Here is a 17,473-nt window from a genome sequence, read left to right as displayed (position 1 = left end):
CAATTGGACGCAGGCGTTTACCTTCTTTCCAATAGCGTTCGGCGAAATACGCCAGCGTATACATCAAGGCTAAATCTTGACGAATGGTGCGTTCAATTCCGGGGCGCAGCACTTTAACGACAACTTCAGTGCCATTTTTAAGCGTCCGGTGTGCACCTGCGCAATCGAAGCAGAAGCAGCGGAATTGGATTGAATTCATCCAGCACCTTATCAACGAACAACCCCAAGCCTTTTCAATGAGTGCCCGTGCTTCTGCGCCATCAAAAGGCGGAACCTGATCCTGAAGTTTCGCCAGCTCCACCGCCAAATCGTCGGGCAGTAAATCGCGGCGGGTGGAGAGAATCTGTCCGAATTTGACAAAAATCGGTCCTAAATCTTCCAGCGCCTGCCGCACCCGCACTGGATAGGCTGGCAAATCGCGCTCCACCCAATGCCACGGCAGCAGATACATGATCCAACGCAGGGGTCGAAACAGATGGGTCGCTAAAACCACTTCGTCGAGACCGTGACGCAGAAACACCCAATTGATGCGGAACAGCCGCAACGCTTGTCGCGGTCCCATCATAAATGGACGCCAACCGCTGCTGCCCGTTGCGCCAGCCGTTCAATGCGCGCTGCAACCCGTTCGCAGTCATCGCGCAGTAAATCCACTTGCATTAAAAACGCCTCCACCTCGTCGCGGGTTGGCACCAATCGGCGCTGCTCCTGCAAATAGGTTTTCAAATAAGCGGTCATGGATTCGGAAGTGCGCTGTTGCCAATGCTCGGCTTCGCGGCATTGTTTGCCGACTTGTCGCGCAAACGGATCGCCAATGATCTGCGCCAATTGCTCTTCCCAATCGACATCGAGATTCGCCAGCGCGGTGTTAAATGCCTGCGCCAGCGCAGTATCGCCACTGATTTCGATTTCGCCAGAAACCAATTGGGTTTCCTTGCGCTCGGTCATCGCCATGCGTGCCAAACCCAGCGGCGTACCACGAATTAAACAATCTGGCGGCGCGTCATAATCACCGAACAGTTGCACGCCATGCGCGTTCGGAATCACGGTGACGCGAGTCCCGAAACCCTTGAGTTCAATCGCAATCATGCGCCCGGTGAGCGCGGCAAATCCTGCGCCCTGCGCCGCATCAAGCGCGATATAACGATTCACTGCCTGCTCGATCACCGCCAGCAGTGCGTCTGGAATCTGAATGCCCTCGGTCACAGTTTGTACCCCCGATGAATGGCGACGATGCCACCGCTGTGATTGAAATACTCGCAGCGTTCAAACCCAGCGGTTTCCATCATCGACCGCAGCGTGTCTTGATCCGGGTGCATTCGAATCGACTCGGCCAATAGCGATAACTGTTCGGATCATTGACGACCAACCGCCCCAGCGTCGGCAGCACTGAGAACGAATACAGATCGTAAACTTTGCTCAACGATTTGCTGACTGGATGCGAGAATTCCAGAATCAACGCCCGACCGCCCGGACGCAACACGCGATACATTTCATTGATCGCTGCCTGTTTATCGGTGACGTTGCGCAGCCCAAAGCCGATGGTGACGCAATCAAAGTGATTGTCATCAAACGGAATTTGCTCGGCGTTAATCAGCGCGTAGTGCAGATTGCCGACGCGCCCTCGGTTGAGCATTCGCCCGCGCCCTTCGTTGAGCATCGCAGCGTTGATGTCGGACATCACCACTGAGCCTTCTGCGCCGACGATGCCCGCAAAACGGTCGGCGAGATCGCCCGTGCCAGAGGCTAAATCGAGCACCCGTTGTCCTCGGCGCACTCCCGCCATTCAATCGCATGGCGTTTCCACAGCCGATGAATGCCGAGCGACATCAGATCGTTCATCAAATCGTAGCGCGAGGCGACCGAATCGAACACTTCGCGCACCCGCACGGCTTTTTCCGCAACGGGAACCTGTTGATAACCAAAATGAGTGGTTTTTTCGTTGGACATGCTGCGTCCCTGATCGTGATTAAAATGGCGGAAAGGATAATGTTACATCAAAGCGATCAACGCTCAGGATGGCTTGATTTTGCGCGGTTGTCCGGCTTGTTCTAACGCTGCGAGATAAGACTGCCACAGCATTTCGTGCTCCGTGCCGAGCCGATAGAGATAATCCCAAGAATAAATACCGGTGTTGTGTTCGTCGTCAAAATGCAAACACACGGCATAATTGCCGACTGGTTCGATACGGTCGATGCCGACATCTTCCTTGCCGAGTTGCAACACGCCCTGTCCGGGACCGTGACCCTGCACTTCTGCGGAGGGCGAATACACCCGCAGATATTCACAAGACAGCGTGAAATGTGCGCCGTCTTCATACCGGATTTCTAACACGCGGGATTGACGATGCAGATTGAGTTCAGTTGGTTTTGGCATGATTAATGGTTCGTGTGATTGATAAGGGCAATGAATATGGTTGTGTTGTAGCGCGTTTTCTAGTCTGTTGAAAAAAGTTATCAGTGGTCAGTGAACACCTACTTTGAAAATTGAATCAATACGTCGCGCATCTGTGTATTAACATCATCAAACGAGAATGAAAAACCCATGACACAACACGCAAATCATTTGATTTGGCTTGATCTGGAAATGACCGGATTAGACCCAGCACAGGATTCTATTTTAGAAATCGCCACCATCGTCACCGATAGCGAATTAACTATTTTGGCAGAAGGACCGGTCATCGCAATTCACCAGCCAGCAGCAATTTTAGATGGTATGGATGAATGGAATCGCACCCATCACGGCGCATCGGGTTTGCTGGCGCGGGTCAATGCCAGTGCGTTCACCGTCAGCGATGCCGAAGCAGCGACACTTGAGTTTTTAGCGGAATGGGTTCCGGCTGGCGCTTCGCCGTTGTGCGGAAACAGCATCTGTCAGGATCGGCGTTTTCTCGCCCATTGGATGCCAAAATTTGACGCTTACTGTCATTACCGCAATCTCGACGTGAGTACGCTAAAAATTCTCGCGCAACGCTGGGCGCCAGTAGTTGCCGACAGTTTTAAAAAAGAAAATCAACATCTTGCGCTGGCAGACATCCGCGAATCAATCAACGAACTGCGCCATTATCGTCGCCACCTGCTGCGCGACTAAACCAAACGAGCGCCGCGATGACATCACGGCGCTCCCAATGCCTCGCGCAATTTAGTGATTAACGTGTCACGTCCAAACGGTTTAACCAAAAAACCCGTCGCGCCAGCACGCAAACTATCAACCACCACTGCTTTTTCACTGTGACCGGTAATCATAATCACCGGCAATTGCGCAAATTGCGGCAACGCTTTTAATCGCTGCGTCGCCGTAATTCCGTCCATATCCGGCATTCGCACATCCATCAATACGACATCCGGGCGTAATTGGCGCAGCAGTGATAAGGCTTCCAAACCACTCGCCGCAAAAACCAGCCGGTAATTTTCTTCTTTAAGTACCGTTTCAATGACTTTGCACTGCAATTCATCATCATCAACGACTAACACCATCGGCTGCACTTGTTTTGCCAGCGCATTTAGGTTGCGGATCACCGTCGTTAATGGCGTCAGCGCCCGCTTTAACTCATCGCTCCAGCGCCGTAATGGTAATAACGCGCTATTGATACGGCGAAATTCCGCAGTAATGCCCTCGCGCAAGGCTTCGGAGTTTGGCGTGTGATCCACGTCGGTAATCAATTCCTCCTCGGAGCGTTCCAATGTGCGCTCTACCAGCGCAATATATTGATTTAATTTAGCTAACTGCGCATCAAGCAGCGATTCTTGTCCGCCTAATCCGCGTGATAGTGCCGCAAATCGTGCGGCTGATGGCGTGTAATCAGTCATTGCCTCCAATTCGCGCAGCAGGTGATAAATCGACATACAAAATTGCAATGGATCATCTGGGCGTGGCCAAAACAGCAGGTAATCGTTGAAATAACCTTTTTTGCACAGCGTATAAACCGTTTTAATATCGTTGTGACCACACAAAATTAACGTACGGTGTGGATGCTGCAACGCGCTTTTGCAGGTGCGATAGAGCTTTTGAAAATACTGTTCTGATTGTTCCAGTGTCGCAAACGCCAGCACCAGCACTGCCGGACGCGCTTGTTTGAAATCCTGCGCAATTAATTGCGGATCCATTGACACAGACACCGTTTTGAATTCATCCAGCAGGATATTTCTAACTAAATTAGCGCGGGCAACTTCATCAGTCGCAATTAAAATTGCTGCGAGATTGAATTGATGTACAGACACAAAAAGCGACTCAAGCGGTTGATTGCATCATTAACTCAGCGAGTGTTGTTTCAACCGCTGTCATTTCCACTGCGAACTGCGCCAGCAATGTTTCAAACTCAGTCACTGCATGTGCAGCGCCCGCTGCTTCCAACGCTGCGCAACAGTCGCCGAGCGCGAGTGCGCCCAGTGTTCGCGCCGGGGATTTCAGTTTATGCGCCAGCGTTGCGACCTCTTTGGCATTGCCCGCGATGCAGGCGGCAGTCAATTCCGGCGCAATCGCGGCAGCACTCCGCGCAAACACTTGGAGCAATTCCCGTATCAATACTGGATCATCGTCGCCGAGCAGCGCCGTCAGCACTGCGACATCTACGGCAATGCGGGGTGGAGCAATTTCTTCAGTGGTCATTGTTGGTCAGTGCTTCATAAAGTACGGAATAATCTTGATCGGCACATCCGGCGGATTCAGCACGAACGCAGCCGGCAGCAATCGCTGCGAGCACACTGGAATCCAAACCGCTCTCCGCTGCAACCTGTTGAAATAGCCGCACATCCTTGTGTAAATGCTTGAGCGGAAAGTTCGCGCCGCTGTAATCGTGCGTCAAATAGTTGTCCAGTTTTTTATCAAACGTCGGCGCATACAACGCACTGGAACGCAGCAGCGCCATAAACTGCTCCACCGCAATTCCTTCGTGCCGCACCAATCCCAAACTCAGCGCAAAAGTGGCGGTTAATCCGGCAATCAATTGATTCATCGCCAATTTCAGCGCGGAAGCCTGACCGACTGCGCCGATGTGCTGCGGATGTGGACTCAGCGCCGTCAACAGCGGCTGGCAACGCGCAAACAATTCGCCCGCGCCGCCCGCCATCACGATCAATGTGCCAGCTCGCGCTTCCGGCAGACTGCCGAGCACTGGCGCTTCCACATACGCGCCGCCGAGTGCGGCAATCTGCGCAGCCAATGCCCGACTTTCCGCTGGCGCAATCGTGCCCATTTGCACCACCAAACGCTTGCGCAGTTCGATTGGTGTTGCAGAAGCAAACAGCATTTCTTGAATTGCCGCTGCATCGCTCAACAGCAACAGAATGAATTCGGCATTCGCCACTGCCGCTGCGGTGTCCGCTGTTACGGTCAATCCGCGCTGGCGCACTGCGTCAAAACGCGGGCGTTCACAACCGCGATTAACGCCAATCACTTCATGTCCTTGCTGTTGCAACCGCAGCGCGATTTCCGCACCCAGCAACCCAATTCCCAGCACTGCAACTTTCATCCGCGTGACCCCGCTGCTGCTGTGCCGCGCAATTGCGTGATGATCGGCGCAGTGTCCGGGCGCACTCCGCGCCACAACCAAAATGATTCCGCTGCCTGTTCCACCAACATTCCCAAACCATCCAGTGCTCGCGCTGCGCCGTGCGTCTGTCCCCAGCGTTGAAAGGCAGTGCATTGGTCGCTGTAGAGCATGTCGTAAATCCACCCGCCGGCAGTCAAACATTCCGCTGGGATTGCGGGCACTGCATCGCTCAACCCGGCAGAAGTGGCGTTAATAATCAGATCGAACTGGCGACCAGCGAGCGCTTCTAATCCGCACCCGCGCACTGCGCCAATTGGTGCAAATTGCGCTGCCAATTCAACTGCTTTTACCGCAGTGCGGTTGGCGACGACCAACTGCGCCACGCTCGCTTCCAGCAACGGTTGAATCACGCCTCGCGCCGCGCCGCCCGCGCCGAGCAGCAGCACCTGTGCACCGCGCAACTCAAACCCATGATTACGACTGAGATCGCGCACCAAGCCCACGCCGTCGGTGTTATCGCCGCGCAACCTACCGTTGGGCAATTGCGTCAACGTATTGACTGCGCCAGCAAGTTCGGCTTGTGGACTGCGTTCGTCGGCGAGCGCCCACGCCTGCGCTTTGAATGGAACCGTGACATTCAGCCCGCGCCCTGCGTTGGCAAAAAACTGGCGCACATCGCCATTAAAATTGGTGAGATCACCGAGCAAGCGGCTGTATTCAAGTGATTGACAGGTTTGCAGCGCAAATTCGGCGTGAATTTGCGGCGATTTACTGTGAGAAATGGGGTTGCCGATAACGGCGTAGCGATCAGGCATGATGAATGGTGCGTCGTGTGATTTATGTCAGCGGAGGAATAGGCGCAGCAAACTGTGCCAACGCCGGTATGGGTGGAATGGGACGCGACCAAAGATAACCCTGTCCCCAATCGCAACCAAGCGTTTTAAGCAATTCCAACTGCTGCGGTGTTTCAATGCCCTCAGCAATCACTTCTTTTCCAATGGAATGTGCCATCGCAATCATTCCAGCAATGAGATTGCGATCACGCGACGTTTCAATCCCACGAATAAAATCACGGTCGATTTTCAAACTGGAAATCGGTAACTCGCGCAGATACACCATCGAACTAAACCCCGTCCCAAAATCATCCAGCGATAACTGAATGCCGCCGCGATTCAAGGTATTCAACGAGGCTTTAACGCTGGCGGTCATGCGCAGCAGCATCGACTCCGTGATTTCAATTTCAATTAAATCTGGCGGCACATCGGCAGCGTGAAGGTCTTCGAGCAGCCGCCGTGCAAAGCTGCGTTCTTCCAAATCGGCAGCGGAAACATTGATGCCCAGCCGAATATCCGAACCATGATTTTCAAGTCGCTCGCGCAGCAGACGAATAGATTGGTGCAATACAACCGCAGTGACAGCACGAATCAAGCCGTTGCGTTCCACTGCGGGAATGAAATCGTTGGGCATGATGAGACCGCCATCACTGGTGCGCCAGCGCGATAACACTTCAAAACGACAATGCGGATGTGCGGCGCAGATGGCGATTTGCGGCTGGAGCACGATTTCAATCGCGTCCATCGGCGAACGTCCCAGCACAATGCGATCAATTTCCAATCGCTGATGTGCCTGTGATTCCAGACGTTTATCGAACGGACGAGCGCAATTGCGCCCTTCTTCTTTGGCGCGATACAGCGCGAGATCGGCTTGTTTCAGTAGATCGCCGGGCTCGGAATCGCAGGAACCCAGCGCCAGCCCGAGCGAGCAGCTAATGGAAAAATTATCGCCGTCAATCACGATCAACCGCCGCAAGCCTTCGATCAATTGCTCGGCTTGATCGAGTGGTTCGACGTCCATCTGTTGCGGCAGCATCAGCGCGAATTCATCGCCGCCCAACCGAGCGACCATCGCGGATTGCGGAAGAATGGCGGTAATGCGATTCGCCAACGCACACAACAGCACATCGCCTTTGTCGTGACCGAGCGTGTCATTGATCGTTTTGAAATGGTCGATGTCGAGCAGCGCCACCGCAAATTCAGTGCCTTCGCGCTGGCAGATTTCAATGGCGTGATTCAGTGCATCGCGGAAATGCGCCCGATTCGGCAATCCGGTCAGGCTGTCGTGCATGGCGCGATGACACATTTCTTCACGCGAATCACGCAGTTGATCGCGTTGCCGCGCCAGCGATTGCGCCAACCGCTCAAAATGGCAGCGTTGGCGACGATGACCTGCTGAATCAGATTTTTCAGTGCCAATCCAGTGGCTTGTGCGACTGCCGACCACGGACGAGCATGATGCGTCCGTTCTTCCTGCCACACTTGAAAATTGCGTTTTGGCCAGCCAAACGGTTGTGGTTCGTTGTCGTCGCTGGCAAAAGGCAGCGATGAAGGATCAGCGCCCCAGTTGACGGTGTATTTAATCCGCCGCCGCCCAAACAGCAGAATATCTTCGTGACGATTGTCGATGAAGATCGCCATGACTCCAGCGAGCCGATCGGGATAGGCAGCCGCTGGCTCGAACTCGCTGGACAGACAATCGGAGCACCACAGCGGACCGGGATGAGTGCGCAAAAAATCCAGCAGTTTCTGGTTATGTTCAGCCGGCAAATTGCAGTCTTGTCCCAAAAACAGCGGCTGGCTGTGATGGTAAATCTGCACCAAGTCGGCATCGACGAGGTCGCACAGCAATTGCCCCTTGCCGATGAAATTCTCTGGAAACGGCTGCTCGATGTCGATTTCACTGACGACGCCGTTGACTTCTGCCATGCCCTGCTCGGTCGCACGATTGCGGTCGCGTTCTTCGATCAGCGCCAGCCGCGCCGATAAACAACCCGCTAATTCGTTTAAGCGCCGCCGCGTGTAGGTCGTCACGGGATGCGGAGCGCGATGGTGAAAGATAATCAATCCCCACAACCGCCCTTCCGCCATGATGGACAGCGACATCGAACCGTTCACAGCGAAGCGTTTCAAATAGTTGCGATGAATTGGCGACTGGGCACGTAAATGGGCGATGCCGATGTCAATGCTGTCAGTGGCGAGAGTGCGACTCAACAGCGGTATGTCTGGATGATCGCGGCTGGGTGCATAACGCAGCGGCGTTTCCCGATACAGCGCCCGCGCTTGACGGGGAATATCGGTGGCGGGATAGCGCAGTCCGATAATTGGCGGCCAAGCGCCCGGCAACACACTTTCCGCAATCACGATGCCGTCATCTTCCGGTTCAAAACCGATAAGCAACGACGCGTTCAAATTCAGTGAGATAACGCAGCGCAGTGACTGCTTCGTGACACACGGCAGCCGTATCGGTGCTGGTACGCAGGCGGCGCTGGAACGATTCCACATCGAAACCACGCAGACGGATATCCATCGCCATGTCGCCATGCGGCTCCATTTCTAGCAGCAAGCGTCCGCGCCAGCGGTGCACTCGAACATCGAGCAGCAGTTGTGCATCGGCAGTCGCGGCGGCTTGAAAAAATGACGGACAAAAATCAACGTCACTGCCGGTTGCGCTCAGACAAGCGTGTAAATCAGTATCACATTCCGTCAAAACTTCGCTCACTGGCGCACCGAGCAGCGTTCCGGGATCCTGTCCCAAATACATCGCGGTATTGGCGCTGCAGGCATCAATGCACAGGGTTTGCGGATCAAGTACCAATAAACAACCAAAGGGTTGAATCATGCCGCAGGTGGCAATGGGCTCACGATCGCATTGCGAAAAGTCGAATGAAACTGCGGAGAGCGCAGCAATTGATTCGCAGAATTTGCCAGCAATCAATTCATAAGCCACGTTTTCATTGCGTGGTGCGAGCTGGCGCAACGGCTCAATGAGAATCCAAAATTCGCCAGCACGATTCGATGCCCGCATACGAATACGCACTTGCACTGGGTGCATTTCAAAATCAAAGACGAATTCAAACGTTGTATTCAAGTTGCCGGTGAGCACTCCTTGGCGGAAGCGTCCGTAAAATTCTGGAACTACCGTGCAGGGCGCAACTTCGGAGAAAAAATTACGTCCGAGCACTGCCGTTGGTTCTCGATTCACCAGTTTGGCTTGAGCGCGGCTGTAAAACAGAATGACGCCAGCGGCATTGACGCGAATACTTCCAAATGGCAATTGATCCAGTTGTTCCCCAGAGAGCGCGTCCAATTGCTGGGTATTGTGAATGTCGATGGCGTCGAGGAAATTCATAGGCGGCAGCGGCTGTTGTGAATAGAACCAAACATTATCGCTAAACTTTTCTCAAGACTGAAATATCGCATCATTGGGCGGGAATGACCTCGCCGCCATCACTGAAACAATTGAGCGGAGCTGGCGCTGAATCCGTCCCACTTGATCAACCGACAGTCCGCCGGTTTGTCCGGGATAATAGCCGCCGGGATTGTTTGCCAAACCCGTCAAACGCGGCAGCAGTCGATACGCATCTATGCCCATCGCATACAGCCGCGCCAGCGCATCCACTCGCCCATGCGTGACGTTCTGATGTGCGGTCAGCATCCACGGAATATCCACAAAACAGAGTCCGTCCAATGCGGCGTTGTGCTGCGGATCAGCATCCCCGCTGTAAACATGCGAAGTCGCCATGACCGTCAGTGTCGGCGGCGCAGCAAGATGAATGCTGGGATAAAGTTGACGCGCTGTTTCTGGTGTCGCCGCACTAAAAACAGCAGATCAGCGGCGTTGTCATCCAGCAATTTGCCGAGCGGCGCAGCGTTAGGCTCGGCAGTGGCATATCGCGCTTGCCCACGCATGACACCACCCAATGCGCCCCATTTTTGCAAAAACGCCTGCGCCAGCCGTTCGCCCCACGCATCATTTGGATACAACAGCAGCGCCTGCCGCAGCCCACGAGCGTAGGCTTTATTGGCGATTTCTGCCGCTTCGTTTTCGGGCGACAGCGAAAACTGAAACAGATTGTCGGCGCGTTTATCAATTTGGGTCGTTTCATTGAGCGCCAGCGTCGGCACGGTCAACATGCGCTGCGCTGCCAAATCATCGACCGCTGATTTTTGCAGCGGACCGATGACGTAATCGACGCCATCCGCAATGGCTTTGGCGTGAATGGCGAGCAAACGATTGTCTTGCGTGCTATCAACAAAAGTGAGCGTTGGGCGCTGCTGCGGATCATCGGCTTGATACGCAGCGGTGATGCCAGCGCGAATGGCTTTAGCTGCCGCCGCAAAATAGCCACTGCGCGGCAGCATGATGGTGACTTGAGCGCCGGGTGCGTAACCGCCGGAAAGTGTGGCAACGTAAGCTCGCGCCAGCCCGGGCAGCGCCGCATGACGCGGATGGGTTTGTCGCCATTGCCGATAGGTGCTGGGCAATCCGGCAAGATTGTCGCCAGCGTCACGGACGAGTTGGGCGATTTCTGCCCAGCCTTTTAGCCGCACATCGCCGTCGTGAACGATGTTTTGCAGCTCGGCATCACTGAGTTGGTTGAGCGTGGAAATCAGCGATACCTGATTGAGCAATCGCGCATTTGGATCATCAAGTTGTTGATTGAGAACGCTTAACGTTTTCGCGGCTGCGAGCGGCTGATGACTGAGACGCTGCGCAGCCGCCAGACTGCCGAGGCGCTGGCGTTGCTGTTCCGGCGACAGTGCCGACACTGTTAGCCGTTTAAGCAGCGCAATCGCGTCTTGCGGGCGGTCGTCAAGTAACGCCAAATCTGCTTGCGTGAGTTGCAGCAGTGCCTGTTGCACGGCGGGAAGCTGCGAAGGCGCAGCAATGGCGTCGAGAGTTTGCTGCGCAGCGGCGGTTTGACCGGCGTTGAGATAGGCGCGAGCAGCGTTGAGTTGTAATTGGGTTCGCGCTGGCGCACTCACTTTGCTGGCTAAATTGAGATATAGCGCCGCTGCGTCAGCGGATTTGCCTTGTGTTTCAAGGGCAGCAGCGCGTTCGAGTTTGGCTGCGGGAATGGGGGCGAGATAGTGCGCCTGTTGTGTGCTGGGATTGGTGCTGCAAGCGGTGAGTAAGACGCTGGTTAAGAGTGCGCTCAACCAGACAGCGACGGCAGCACGCCGTGCAGTAATATAATGTTTTAACATGATTTTTATTCCGCTGTGGCGGCTGTTGGGTAAGTAACGGAAGGCAAAAAATGACACTGGAACCCGGAACACTATACGTAGTGGCAACGCCAATCGGCAATCTGGCGGATATGACGGAGCGGGCGCGATTGGTGCTGGCAAAAGTCGATCTGATTGCGGCGGAAGATACCCGCGAAACCCTCCATTTATTGAGTCATTTCGGAATCAATGCGCCGCGATTGTTGGCATATCACGATCACAATGAAGCTGGCGCAGTGCCACGTTTGGTCGCGGCGCTGGAAGCTGGGCAAACGGTGGCGCTGGTGTCTGATGCCGGAACGCCGTTGTTGAGTGATCCGGGGTATCGCATTGTGGTCGCAGCGCGAGAACGCGGGCTGGCGGTAGTTCCAGTGCCGGGTGCGTGTGCGGCAATTTGTGCGCTGTCAGCGGCTGGGTTGCCGACCGATCGGTTTTTATTTTTGGGTTTTCCGCCGCGCACCAGTGCGCAGCGGCGGACGTGGCTCGCCGCAGTAGCCGAGGAGCCGGGAACGCTGATTATTTATGAAAGCGCCAAACGGGTGCTGGAAACGCTGGCAGATATTGGTGCGGTGTTGGGCGAACGGCGCGTGGTGCTGGCGCGGGAAATGACGAAACGGTTTGAGACGTTTTTGAGTGGATCGGCGGAGGAACTGAGGGCGCGAGTGGCGAGCGATCCCGATCAACAGCGCGGCGAATTGGTGATGGTGATGGAAGGTCGGGCGCCGGCGAACGATGCCAAGATGATTGAAGCAGCGCGAGTATTGAAATTTTGCTGGCGCATTTACCGCTGCGTCAGGCAGTCGATGCAACAGTGCAAATCACGGGAATTAAAAAGAATCTGTTGTATAAATTGGGACTTGCATTGGACGAATAAAAGTTTATTCAGTACTCGTTTTATCTCGCCGCAGCACCGTAATAAAAATCGCACTGCGGCGCGACATCAGTAAGAGATCACCGGGTTATCTACGCTTTAAAATAACGAAAGTGTCTGCCATTCAATAATGGCGATTCACACATGCAGCGCGTGACCTGAATCGCATCCTCCAGAAATGTTCGCACTGCCTCGGCAATATCGCTTTTAGTCAAATTATCTACTCGGTTCCAGCATTGCCTTTTATTGCATTACTTCTAATGCAGAAGGAGAAAACCATTCCCCACGAATATGATAATCAGTAGCCAATTGCTGAAGGTCTTTCTCATCTTGAAATCTATTCTCAGCTTTACGATAAGCTATTAGTTCAAGCTCGCTGGAATTGCCTGTTTGTAGTTGTCTTAACCTAGATTTAGGGTCTCTGCTGATACCTAGCTTGATGTTTCCGGTACTCTTTTCCTTAATGGCATAAACGTACATATTCGGCAAATCGTCAGGGACTTCAAACTCATCTAAAGCACGAAGGACATCTAACAACTGTAAATGTGATGAAAATATCTTCACAATTTCAATCTGGACCGATTTTGCATTGTCGGTCTCTGATTTCATGCAGATGAAAATCGCCTGATTCTGATCCAAGTAGTATTCTGTCGCAGGGCGTCCACCTTGGTCGCCGAAGTTTTTCGTAGCGACTTTAAGAACACTGAATTCACTGAGTTTTTCTTTGTTGCTCTTAATGAGCTTACGGATCATGCGCGGATCAGCGAACCCAAGCCGTTCGGCTAGATCAATGTCACGAATACGGAGTTCGCCGTTGATTGGCGTGAGGGTGAGAGTGTTGTTGGTTTCCATGATGGTCTCTTTACATTTGCTTCGACACAATTGATTTATCCAAATAAGACTTGGACGGTCGGGAGGGTCGAAACGGCGTAAAGAACCGCGTGGTTATTACTGATTATTCAGATATTTACCACACTCCCAGCGATTAAAAAATCTTGAAACCGTTGGGCAAAAACACCGCATGTCTGACGGGTGCGGAATCCGCTTTACGAGGGTTCGACGCCTCTTACAACAAATAAAAACATAGATAGAGCAGCAGCGTCAAGCGATAATCCTACTGCAATTCAATTAAGGAATTGAAGCAGCATTTTTAACAACCCGATTCTGAACGCATATCAATTAAAAACTGCATCGTTTCATCGCGCCAGATTAGCCCCAAACTAATATCATCGCCGCTGCCATGCTGTGAGATGTCATTTAACCAGTCGCGCAAATAAGGTTTCACGGCTGCTTGATCTGTGCCGCGCAACAATTCCCAATACTCTCGCGCCACTTGTTGAAAACTCTCCTCGTCGCGGTAAGAGTTCGCATAACCATCGGTCGCCATTAAAATCAATGTCGGCGGAGCGCCAGCTAAGGGTTGAAAGCAAATTTGCATTTCATTCCACGCTTTTTCTGAGCACAACGACGTCGTTTCATTCGCAATCAATCGCGCATCTTTAGCAAATGGGCGCACGATGTTTCCTTCTGTTGTCATCGTGAGCAAATCCCCATCGCCCAATTGCAGATATAGAATAAATTTGGGCGCAACAATCACCGCCAATAAGGTCGAACCATAAGCAATCAATGGCTGGTTTTCTAATTGCCGCCGCGCTGCATCATTGAGCGGTGCCAATTCCGCAGCGGTGAACGGTTGCCGCGCCAGCCGCCGTTCCACCCGTTCCTGCCACTGCCGCACCACCGCCACCGGCAATTGCTCTTCCGCCCAGTGTTTGCACTGCGAAAGATGTTCAAATTCAACCAGATGCTTGCACACCTGTTGCGCCGCCAGCACCGCCAACCGCGCTCCGCATTGACTGCGAAAGCTCTTGGTGCTGCCGTGCCCATCCGCCAGCGCGAGCATTTGTGCCTGCCCCGCCAACTGGAAGCGCCGCGCCGCGTCTTGATTGGGTTGACCGCTGCGGTGATGCGCAGCGCCCCGCACGCTGGCGCGGAGTAACTGCCACTCTGGGGCGCAAAAATCGCTCACAACATCACCACACATCATCAGCCGCTTGCGGATAGGCGGCGCTCGGCGGCGTGGGAATCGGCACGTTCTGATCAGGGGGCAAACCGGTGACTTGGCTGGCGGGCGCGGAGGCGGATTTGAGCACAGCTGTCGAAACCCATTTGATATGCCGCACCAGCGCCTCGGGGTTATTGGCTTGCAGCGGTTTGATTTCAGAATGACCAATGAACTTTTGCAATACGTCGAGATTGGCATCTTCTCCAATTGCAATCGCAATGCGCACCGCTTTTTTACCCCAAGGTTCTGCCATTAACATTTGCAGCCCATGCGTAAACTCATCAGTTGGTTCACCGTCAGAAATAAGCACCAGCACCGGCGGTAAAGCGCGATCAGTCATTGGTGGAATCCGCAATTGTTCCGCCAACATAGTTAATGCGCGTCCTAAATCAGTCACACCATCGGCTGCTAAATTATTCCATTTGAATTCATCAACTGGCGTCGGTTGTGAGACATGCCATTGCGCACCGCTAGAAAATGCCAATGCGCGTACTAATACTTCCGCATTGGGATTTTCATCGGCAACGCTGCGCATGTGCGGCAATGATTCGCGGATTGCATTATTGAGCGCCTGAATTTTGCCATCAATCGACATTGAGCCAGAACAATCCGCAATCCAAATGAAATGCAGCGGGCGGGTTGCTAATTCACCACCGGGACGTTTTGCCATACAACACTCCTGAATAAAAAACTAAAAATCAAAAGGATCAAAATCACTGTCCGCTGCGGACGAGCCGGACGCGGTGGGGGTAGCTGCTGAACCGACTGATGTAGTGGGCGTAGCCATCGTAAAAATACACGTGCCATGCGTAGTTCGTGCCGTAAGCAACGGACCAAAACCACGAACTTGGTGTATTCGGAAAAGCTCCTGAATCGATGGTTGGATTCGCATAATCGCCCTCACATTCTTTGCCAGTATCGTTCCAAGTTTTAGGTTGACCACTGGAACAATAAACCAACGATTTTAATTCATCAATTGTTGGTAGTCGCCAATCTTGATAACCGGCATAACCACCATGTTTATTGATTAGTTCTGCCGCTTGTTTTGCTTCCTCCCAAGTATATGTTTTAGCTTCGCCAACACAAGTTCCGTTTTCCCATTTTTGCCCTAATGAAAACCGCATCCATTGTAAGTCAGTTATTAAATCGGTTACTGTAGCATCATTGTTGTATAAATAACGATTTCCCAACAAAATTGTCTCTACAGCCGCAGTAGTAATTTGCGATGCTGAAGTTGTGTTTGGTAAAGGTTGCGTAATAATGTCCAACGCCAACATCCACGATTCTACCGCCCAGTGCGCTGCTTCTGAATTTAACGCCGCATCATCTTCTAGCCGTTTAATTAAACGCGCTGATAATAAAGTGGGCGGAATTCCAGCGGAATTTTTCAATAATTCATCCGTAACTTTATTCTTCAAAGCGGTGGTTAATACAAAAATCTCTTTGCGATATTGACCACAAGAATCTTTTAAGAGTGCCTCACAACGCTGCGAATCGTTGCATAAAGGATGTCCATAATTCAAGATCAATTCACAGAGCTTTTTACGGGGTTCATCGTGCATGGTTTTATTCTCCTCGTTAATTCTCCTCGTTATTAAAACCGAATCTCCCCTTCTTGATGACCAAACTGAATTTTTACTCCGCTCACCAATGACACACTGCGCCCCGGCTCCACATCGCGGACGACACCATCTGGCATAGTCACCACCCATTTTGCGTCTGACAGATTCTTTAATCCCCAAACATTTTTCTGTTGCGGATGCTGCTGCATTTCAGCCACCGATTGCGATAAATCATAACGCTGTTGCGGATCAATATGATGCGGAAATAGTTTGGTATCGTGATTCAACATCACAATCTCACGCCCTACACGCAATCGAAATGGCAGCGTTAAATTGCGCTGACAAGACCAACAGGGATACGGCTGCCCGTTATTATTCCGCAACGCCTCAACATCATAAAAGTTTTCCGCCCCACAACTGCCACAATACAGAATAGAATCGCGCATCTGCATTAAAGTTGCCCGCCATTCACTTTCCCGAATGCGTGCCTGCGGATCGTGCAAACCACCCGTAAACGCTTGAATAAACCGATTGCGTAAAAAAGTCGGATACATCGGCCAGTATTCCAAAGCGTTGTCGTGAATACCGCGCACCGGATAATTTGCTTTATTCGTAGGATCGAAAATAAACAACGGATTGATGCCATAAAGCTGCGTCATTGCCGGAAGATCAAAGCATTTAATATCTGCCTCGCGCTGACCTTCAAGCGGATGATGAATATGCAGCAAATAAAACAACAACACCGACAACGAAAATAAATCCGTTTGCGTACTCGGCACTGCCGCACCGCGCACGATTTCTGGCGCAATAAACCGCGGCGTTCCTAAAACGCCACTGATCGCCATGCCGTCATCAATTGCCACATTATCATTATCACAGATTTGAATATCGCCGCTATTGGGATCAAAAAACACATTTCCAAAGGAAATATCCCGATAACATAACCCTTTGGCGTGGAGTTCTAAAAACGCCTGCGCCAACTGCAAACTGGCAGTCGATAGCGCATAAAATGAAGGCTCAATCCGTCGCTTCATTAAATCAACAATGCCCTTAAAACGCGGCTCGCGCAGCGGCATGATGTAACCAAACCCGGACGCAGTAGCATAATTGTCTAACACCAAATCCATCGGCCAAAGAAATTGCGCACTGGGCGCACCGGCGCGAATCAACGCCTCTAAATTAATCTTCTGCGCGGGCGTTGCCTGCTCGGAAAAATACCATTTCAACGCCAATTCTTTACCATCTAAATCAGCGCGATATACTTCGCCTTGTCCGCCGCCGCCAATAAAATCTTTAATCGTACAGGCATGACCAGAAACCGTGTGTACAGTGGAACCGAGTTTGAGTAGTTGGTGCATCTGTAATAACCTCAAAATGAATGAACATGTGTAAATAATAACCCAACCGAGCTCAAATAAAAATGGC

The 17,473-nt window shown here is 52.4% G+C and carries 18 protein-coding genes and 2 pseudogenes; 2 read left to right on the top strand and 18 right to left on the bottom strand.

Translation table 11 applies throughout. The features are described 5' to 3' along the window. Window positions 1-64: 64 nt before the first annotated feature. The 4 genes and pseudogenes from CXB77_RS23040 to CXB77_RS08320 all read right to left on the bottom strand — a co-directional run. A pseudogene (locus CXB77_RS23040) lies at window positions 65-451 on the bottom strand (AarF/UbiB family protein); the annotation flags it as partial. A gap of 110 nt (window positions 452-561) precedes the next feature. Continuing rightward, on the bottom strand, window positions 562-1,203 hold the full coding sequence (locus CXB77_RS08330) for a ubiquinone biosynthesis accessory factor UbiJ (protein ID WP_105072719.1): 642 nt from the start codon (window positions 1,201-1,203) through the stop codon (window positions 562-564). Continuing rightward, window positions 1,200-1,947, bottom strand: a pseudogene (gene ubiE / locus CXB77_RS08325) (bifunctional demethylmenaquinone methyltransferase/2-methoxy-6-polyprenyl-1,4-benzoquinol methylase UbiE). Before ubiE ends, CXB77_RS08330 begins: the two are co-directional and overlap by 4 nt. Before the next feature lie 63 nt (window positions 1,948-2,010). Further along, a complete protein-coding gene (locus CXB77_RS08320; protein ID WP_105073532.1) occupies window positions 2,011-2,373 on the bottom strand; it encodes a gamma-butyrobetaine hydroxylase-like domain-containing protein in 363 nt (120 codons plus the stop codon). Window positions 2,374-2,541: 168 nt separating this feature from the next. Between CXB77_RS08320 and orn the strand changes: the two genes are divergently transcribed. Then, window positions 2,542-3,087, top strand: a complete 546-nt coding sequence (orn, locus tag CXB77_RS08315) for an oligoribonuclease (protein WP_105072716.1) — start codon at window positions 2,542-2,544, stop codon at window positions 3,085-3,087. 23 nt (window positions 3,088-3,110) lie between these two features. Here orn and CXB77_RS08310 read toward each other — a convergent pair whose 3' ends face one another. Genes CXB77_RS08310 through CXB77_RS08285 form a run of 9 tightly spaced genes read right to left on the bottom strand, consistent with a single transcriptional unit; the run spans window position 3,111 to window position 11,532 of the window. Then, window positions 3,111-4,217 carry a response regulator gene (locus tag CXB77_RS08310; protein WP_105073531.1) on the bottom strand — a complete coding sequence of 369 codons (1,107 nt, stop codon included), beginning with the start codon at window positions 4,215-4,217 and terminating at the stop codon, window positions 3,111-3,113. A 10-nt stretch (window positions 4,218-4,227) separates the two neighbouring features. Next, on the bottom strand, window positions 4,228-4,605 hold the full coding sequence (locus CXB77_RS08305) for an Hpt domain-containing protein (RefSeq protein ID WP_105073530.1): 378 nt from the start codon (window positions 4,603-4,605) through the stop codon (window positions 4,228-4,230). Then, window positions 4,595-5,467, bottom strand: a complete 873-nt coding sequence (locus CXB77_RS08300) for an NAD(P)-dependent oxidoreductase (RefSeq protein WP_105073529.1) — start codon at window positions 5,465-5,467, stop codon at window positions 4,595-4,597. Before CXB77_RS08300 ends, CXB77_RS08305 begins: the two co-directional genes overlap by 11 nt. Further along, a complete protein-coding gene (gene aroE, locus CXB77_RS08295; protein ID WP_105073528.1) occupies window positions 5,464-6,303 on the bottom strand; it encodes a shikimate dehydrogenase in 840 nt (279 codons plus the stop codon). Before aroE ends, CXB77_RS08300 begins: the two co-directional genes overlap by 4 nt. 22 nt (window positions 6,304-6,325) lie before the next feature. After that, complete coding sequence (locus tag CXB77_RS21605) at window positions 6,326-7,612, bottom strand: putative bifunctional diguanylate cyclase/phosphodiesterase (RefSeq protein WP_242445655.1); 1,287 nt, start codon at window positions 7,610-7,612, stop codon at window positions 6,326-6,328. Continuing rightward, window positions 7,597-8,721: a GAF domain-containing protein gene (locus tag CXB77_RS21600; RefSeq protein WP_242445568.1), complete on the bottom strand. Its 1,125-nt coding sequence runs from the start codon at window positions 8,719-8,721 to the stop codon at window positions 7,597-7,599. Before CXB77_RS21600 ends, CXB77_RS21605 begins: the two co-directional genes overlap by 16 nt. Next, on the bottom strand, window positions 8,705-9,673 hold the full coding sequence (locus CXB77_RS21595; protein ID WP_242445567.1) for a PAS domain-containing protein: 969 nt from the start codon (window positions 9,671-9,673) through the stop codon (window positions 8,705-8,707). Before CXB77_RS21595 ends, CXB77_RS21600 begins: the two co-directional genes overlap by 17 nt. A gap of 51 nt (window positions 9,674-9,724) precedes the next feature. Then, window positions 9,725-10,099: a penicillin-binding protein activator gene (locus tag CXB77_RS23035; RefSeq protein ID WP_277949395.1), complete on the bottom strand. Its 375-nt coding sequence runs from the start codon at window positions 10,097-10,099 to the stop codon at window positions 9,725-9,727. Next, the gene (locus CXB77_RS08285) at window positions 10,072-11,532 is read right to left on the bottom strand and encodes a penicillin-binding protein activator (protein ID WP_277949379.1); all 1,461 of its coding nucleotides are present in this window, start codon (window positions 11,530-11,532) and stop codon (window positions 10,072-10,074) included. The genes CXB77_RS23035 and CXB77_RS08285 overlap by 28 nt, the downstream gene beginning before the upstream one ends. Window positions 11,533-11,582: 50 nt before the next feature. On the opposite strand from CXB77_RS08285, the gene rsmI reads away from it, so the two are divergent. Then, the gene (rsmI, locus tag CXB77_RS08280; protein ID WP_431520716.1) at window positions 11,583-12,497 is read left to right on the top strand and encodes a 16S rRNA (cytidine(1402)-2'-O)-methyltransferase; all 915 of its coding nucleotides are present in this window, start codon (window positions 11,583-11,585) and stop codon (window positions 12,495-12,497) included. Between the two features lie 167 nt (window positions 12,498-12,664). Here the strand turns inward: rsmI and CXB77_RS08275 are convergent, their stop codons facing one another. The 5 genes from CXB77_RS08275 to CXB77_RS08255 all read right to left on the bottom strand — a co-directional run bounded on the left by CXB77_RS08275 (window position 12,665) and on the right by CXB77_RS08255 (window position 17,406). Further along, window positions 12,665-13,273, bottom strand: a complete 609-nt coding sequence (locus CXB77_RS08275; RefSeq protein WP_105073527.1) for a GIY-YIG nuclease family protein — start codon at window positions 13,271-13,273, stop codon at window positions 12,665-12,667. 298 nt (window positions 13,274-13,571) lie between these two features. Further along, a complete protein-coding gene (locus CXB77_RS08270; RefSeq protein ID WP_172452601.1) occupies window positions 13,572-14,450 on the bottom strand; it encodes a PP2C family serine/threonine-protein phosphatase in 879 nt (292 codons plus the stop codon). 4 nt (window positions 14,451-14,454) lie between these two features. Then, window positions 14,455-15,156, bottom strand: a complete 702-nt coding sequence (locus CXB77_RS08265) for a vWA domain-containing protein (protein WP_105073525.1) — start codon at window positions 15,154-15,156, stop codon at window positions 14,455-14,457. Window positions 15,157-15,199: 43 nt separating this feature from the next. Further along, on the bottom strand, window positions 15,200-16,048 hold the full coding sequence (locus tag CXB77_RS08260) for a DUF1566 domain-containing protein (protein WP_242445566.1): 849 nt from the start codon (window positions 16,046-16,048) through the stop codon (window positions 15,200-15,202). Between the two features lie 32 nt (window positions 16,049-16,080). Next, complete coding sequence (locus CXB77_RS08255; RefSeq protein WP_105073524.1) at window positions 16,081-17,406, bottom strand: protein kinase domain-containing protein; 1,326 nt, start codon at window positions 17,404-17,406, stop codon at window positions 16,081-16,083. Window positions 17,407-17,473 lie beyond the last annotated feature (67 nt).

It is taken from the genome of Chromatium okenii (assembly GCF_002958735.1).
Classification (GTDB): Bacteria; Pseudomonadota; Gammaproteobacteria; order Chromatiales; family Chromatiaceae; genus Chromatium; species Chromatium okenii_A.
Note: the sequence above shows the minus strand (reverse complement) of the source record. Positions and strands in the feature narration are given on the sequence as shown.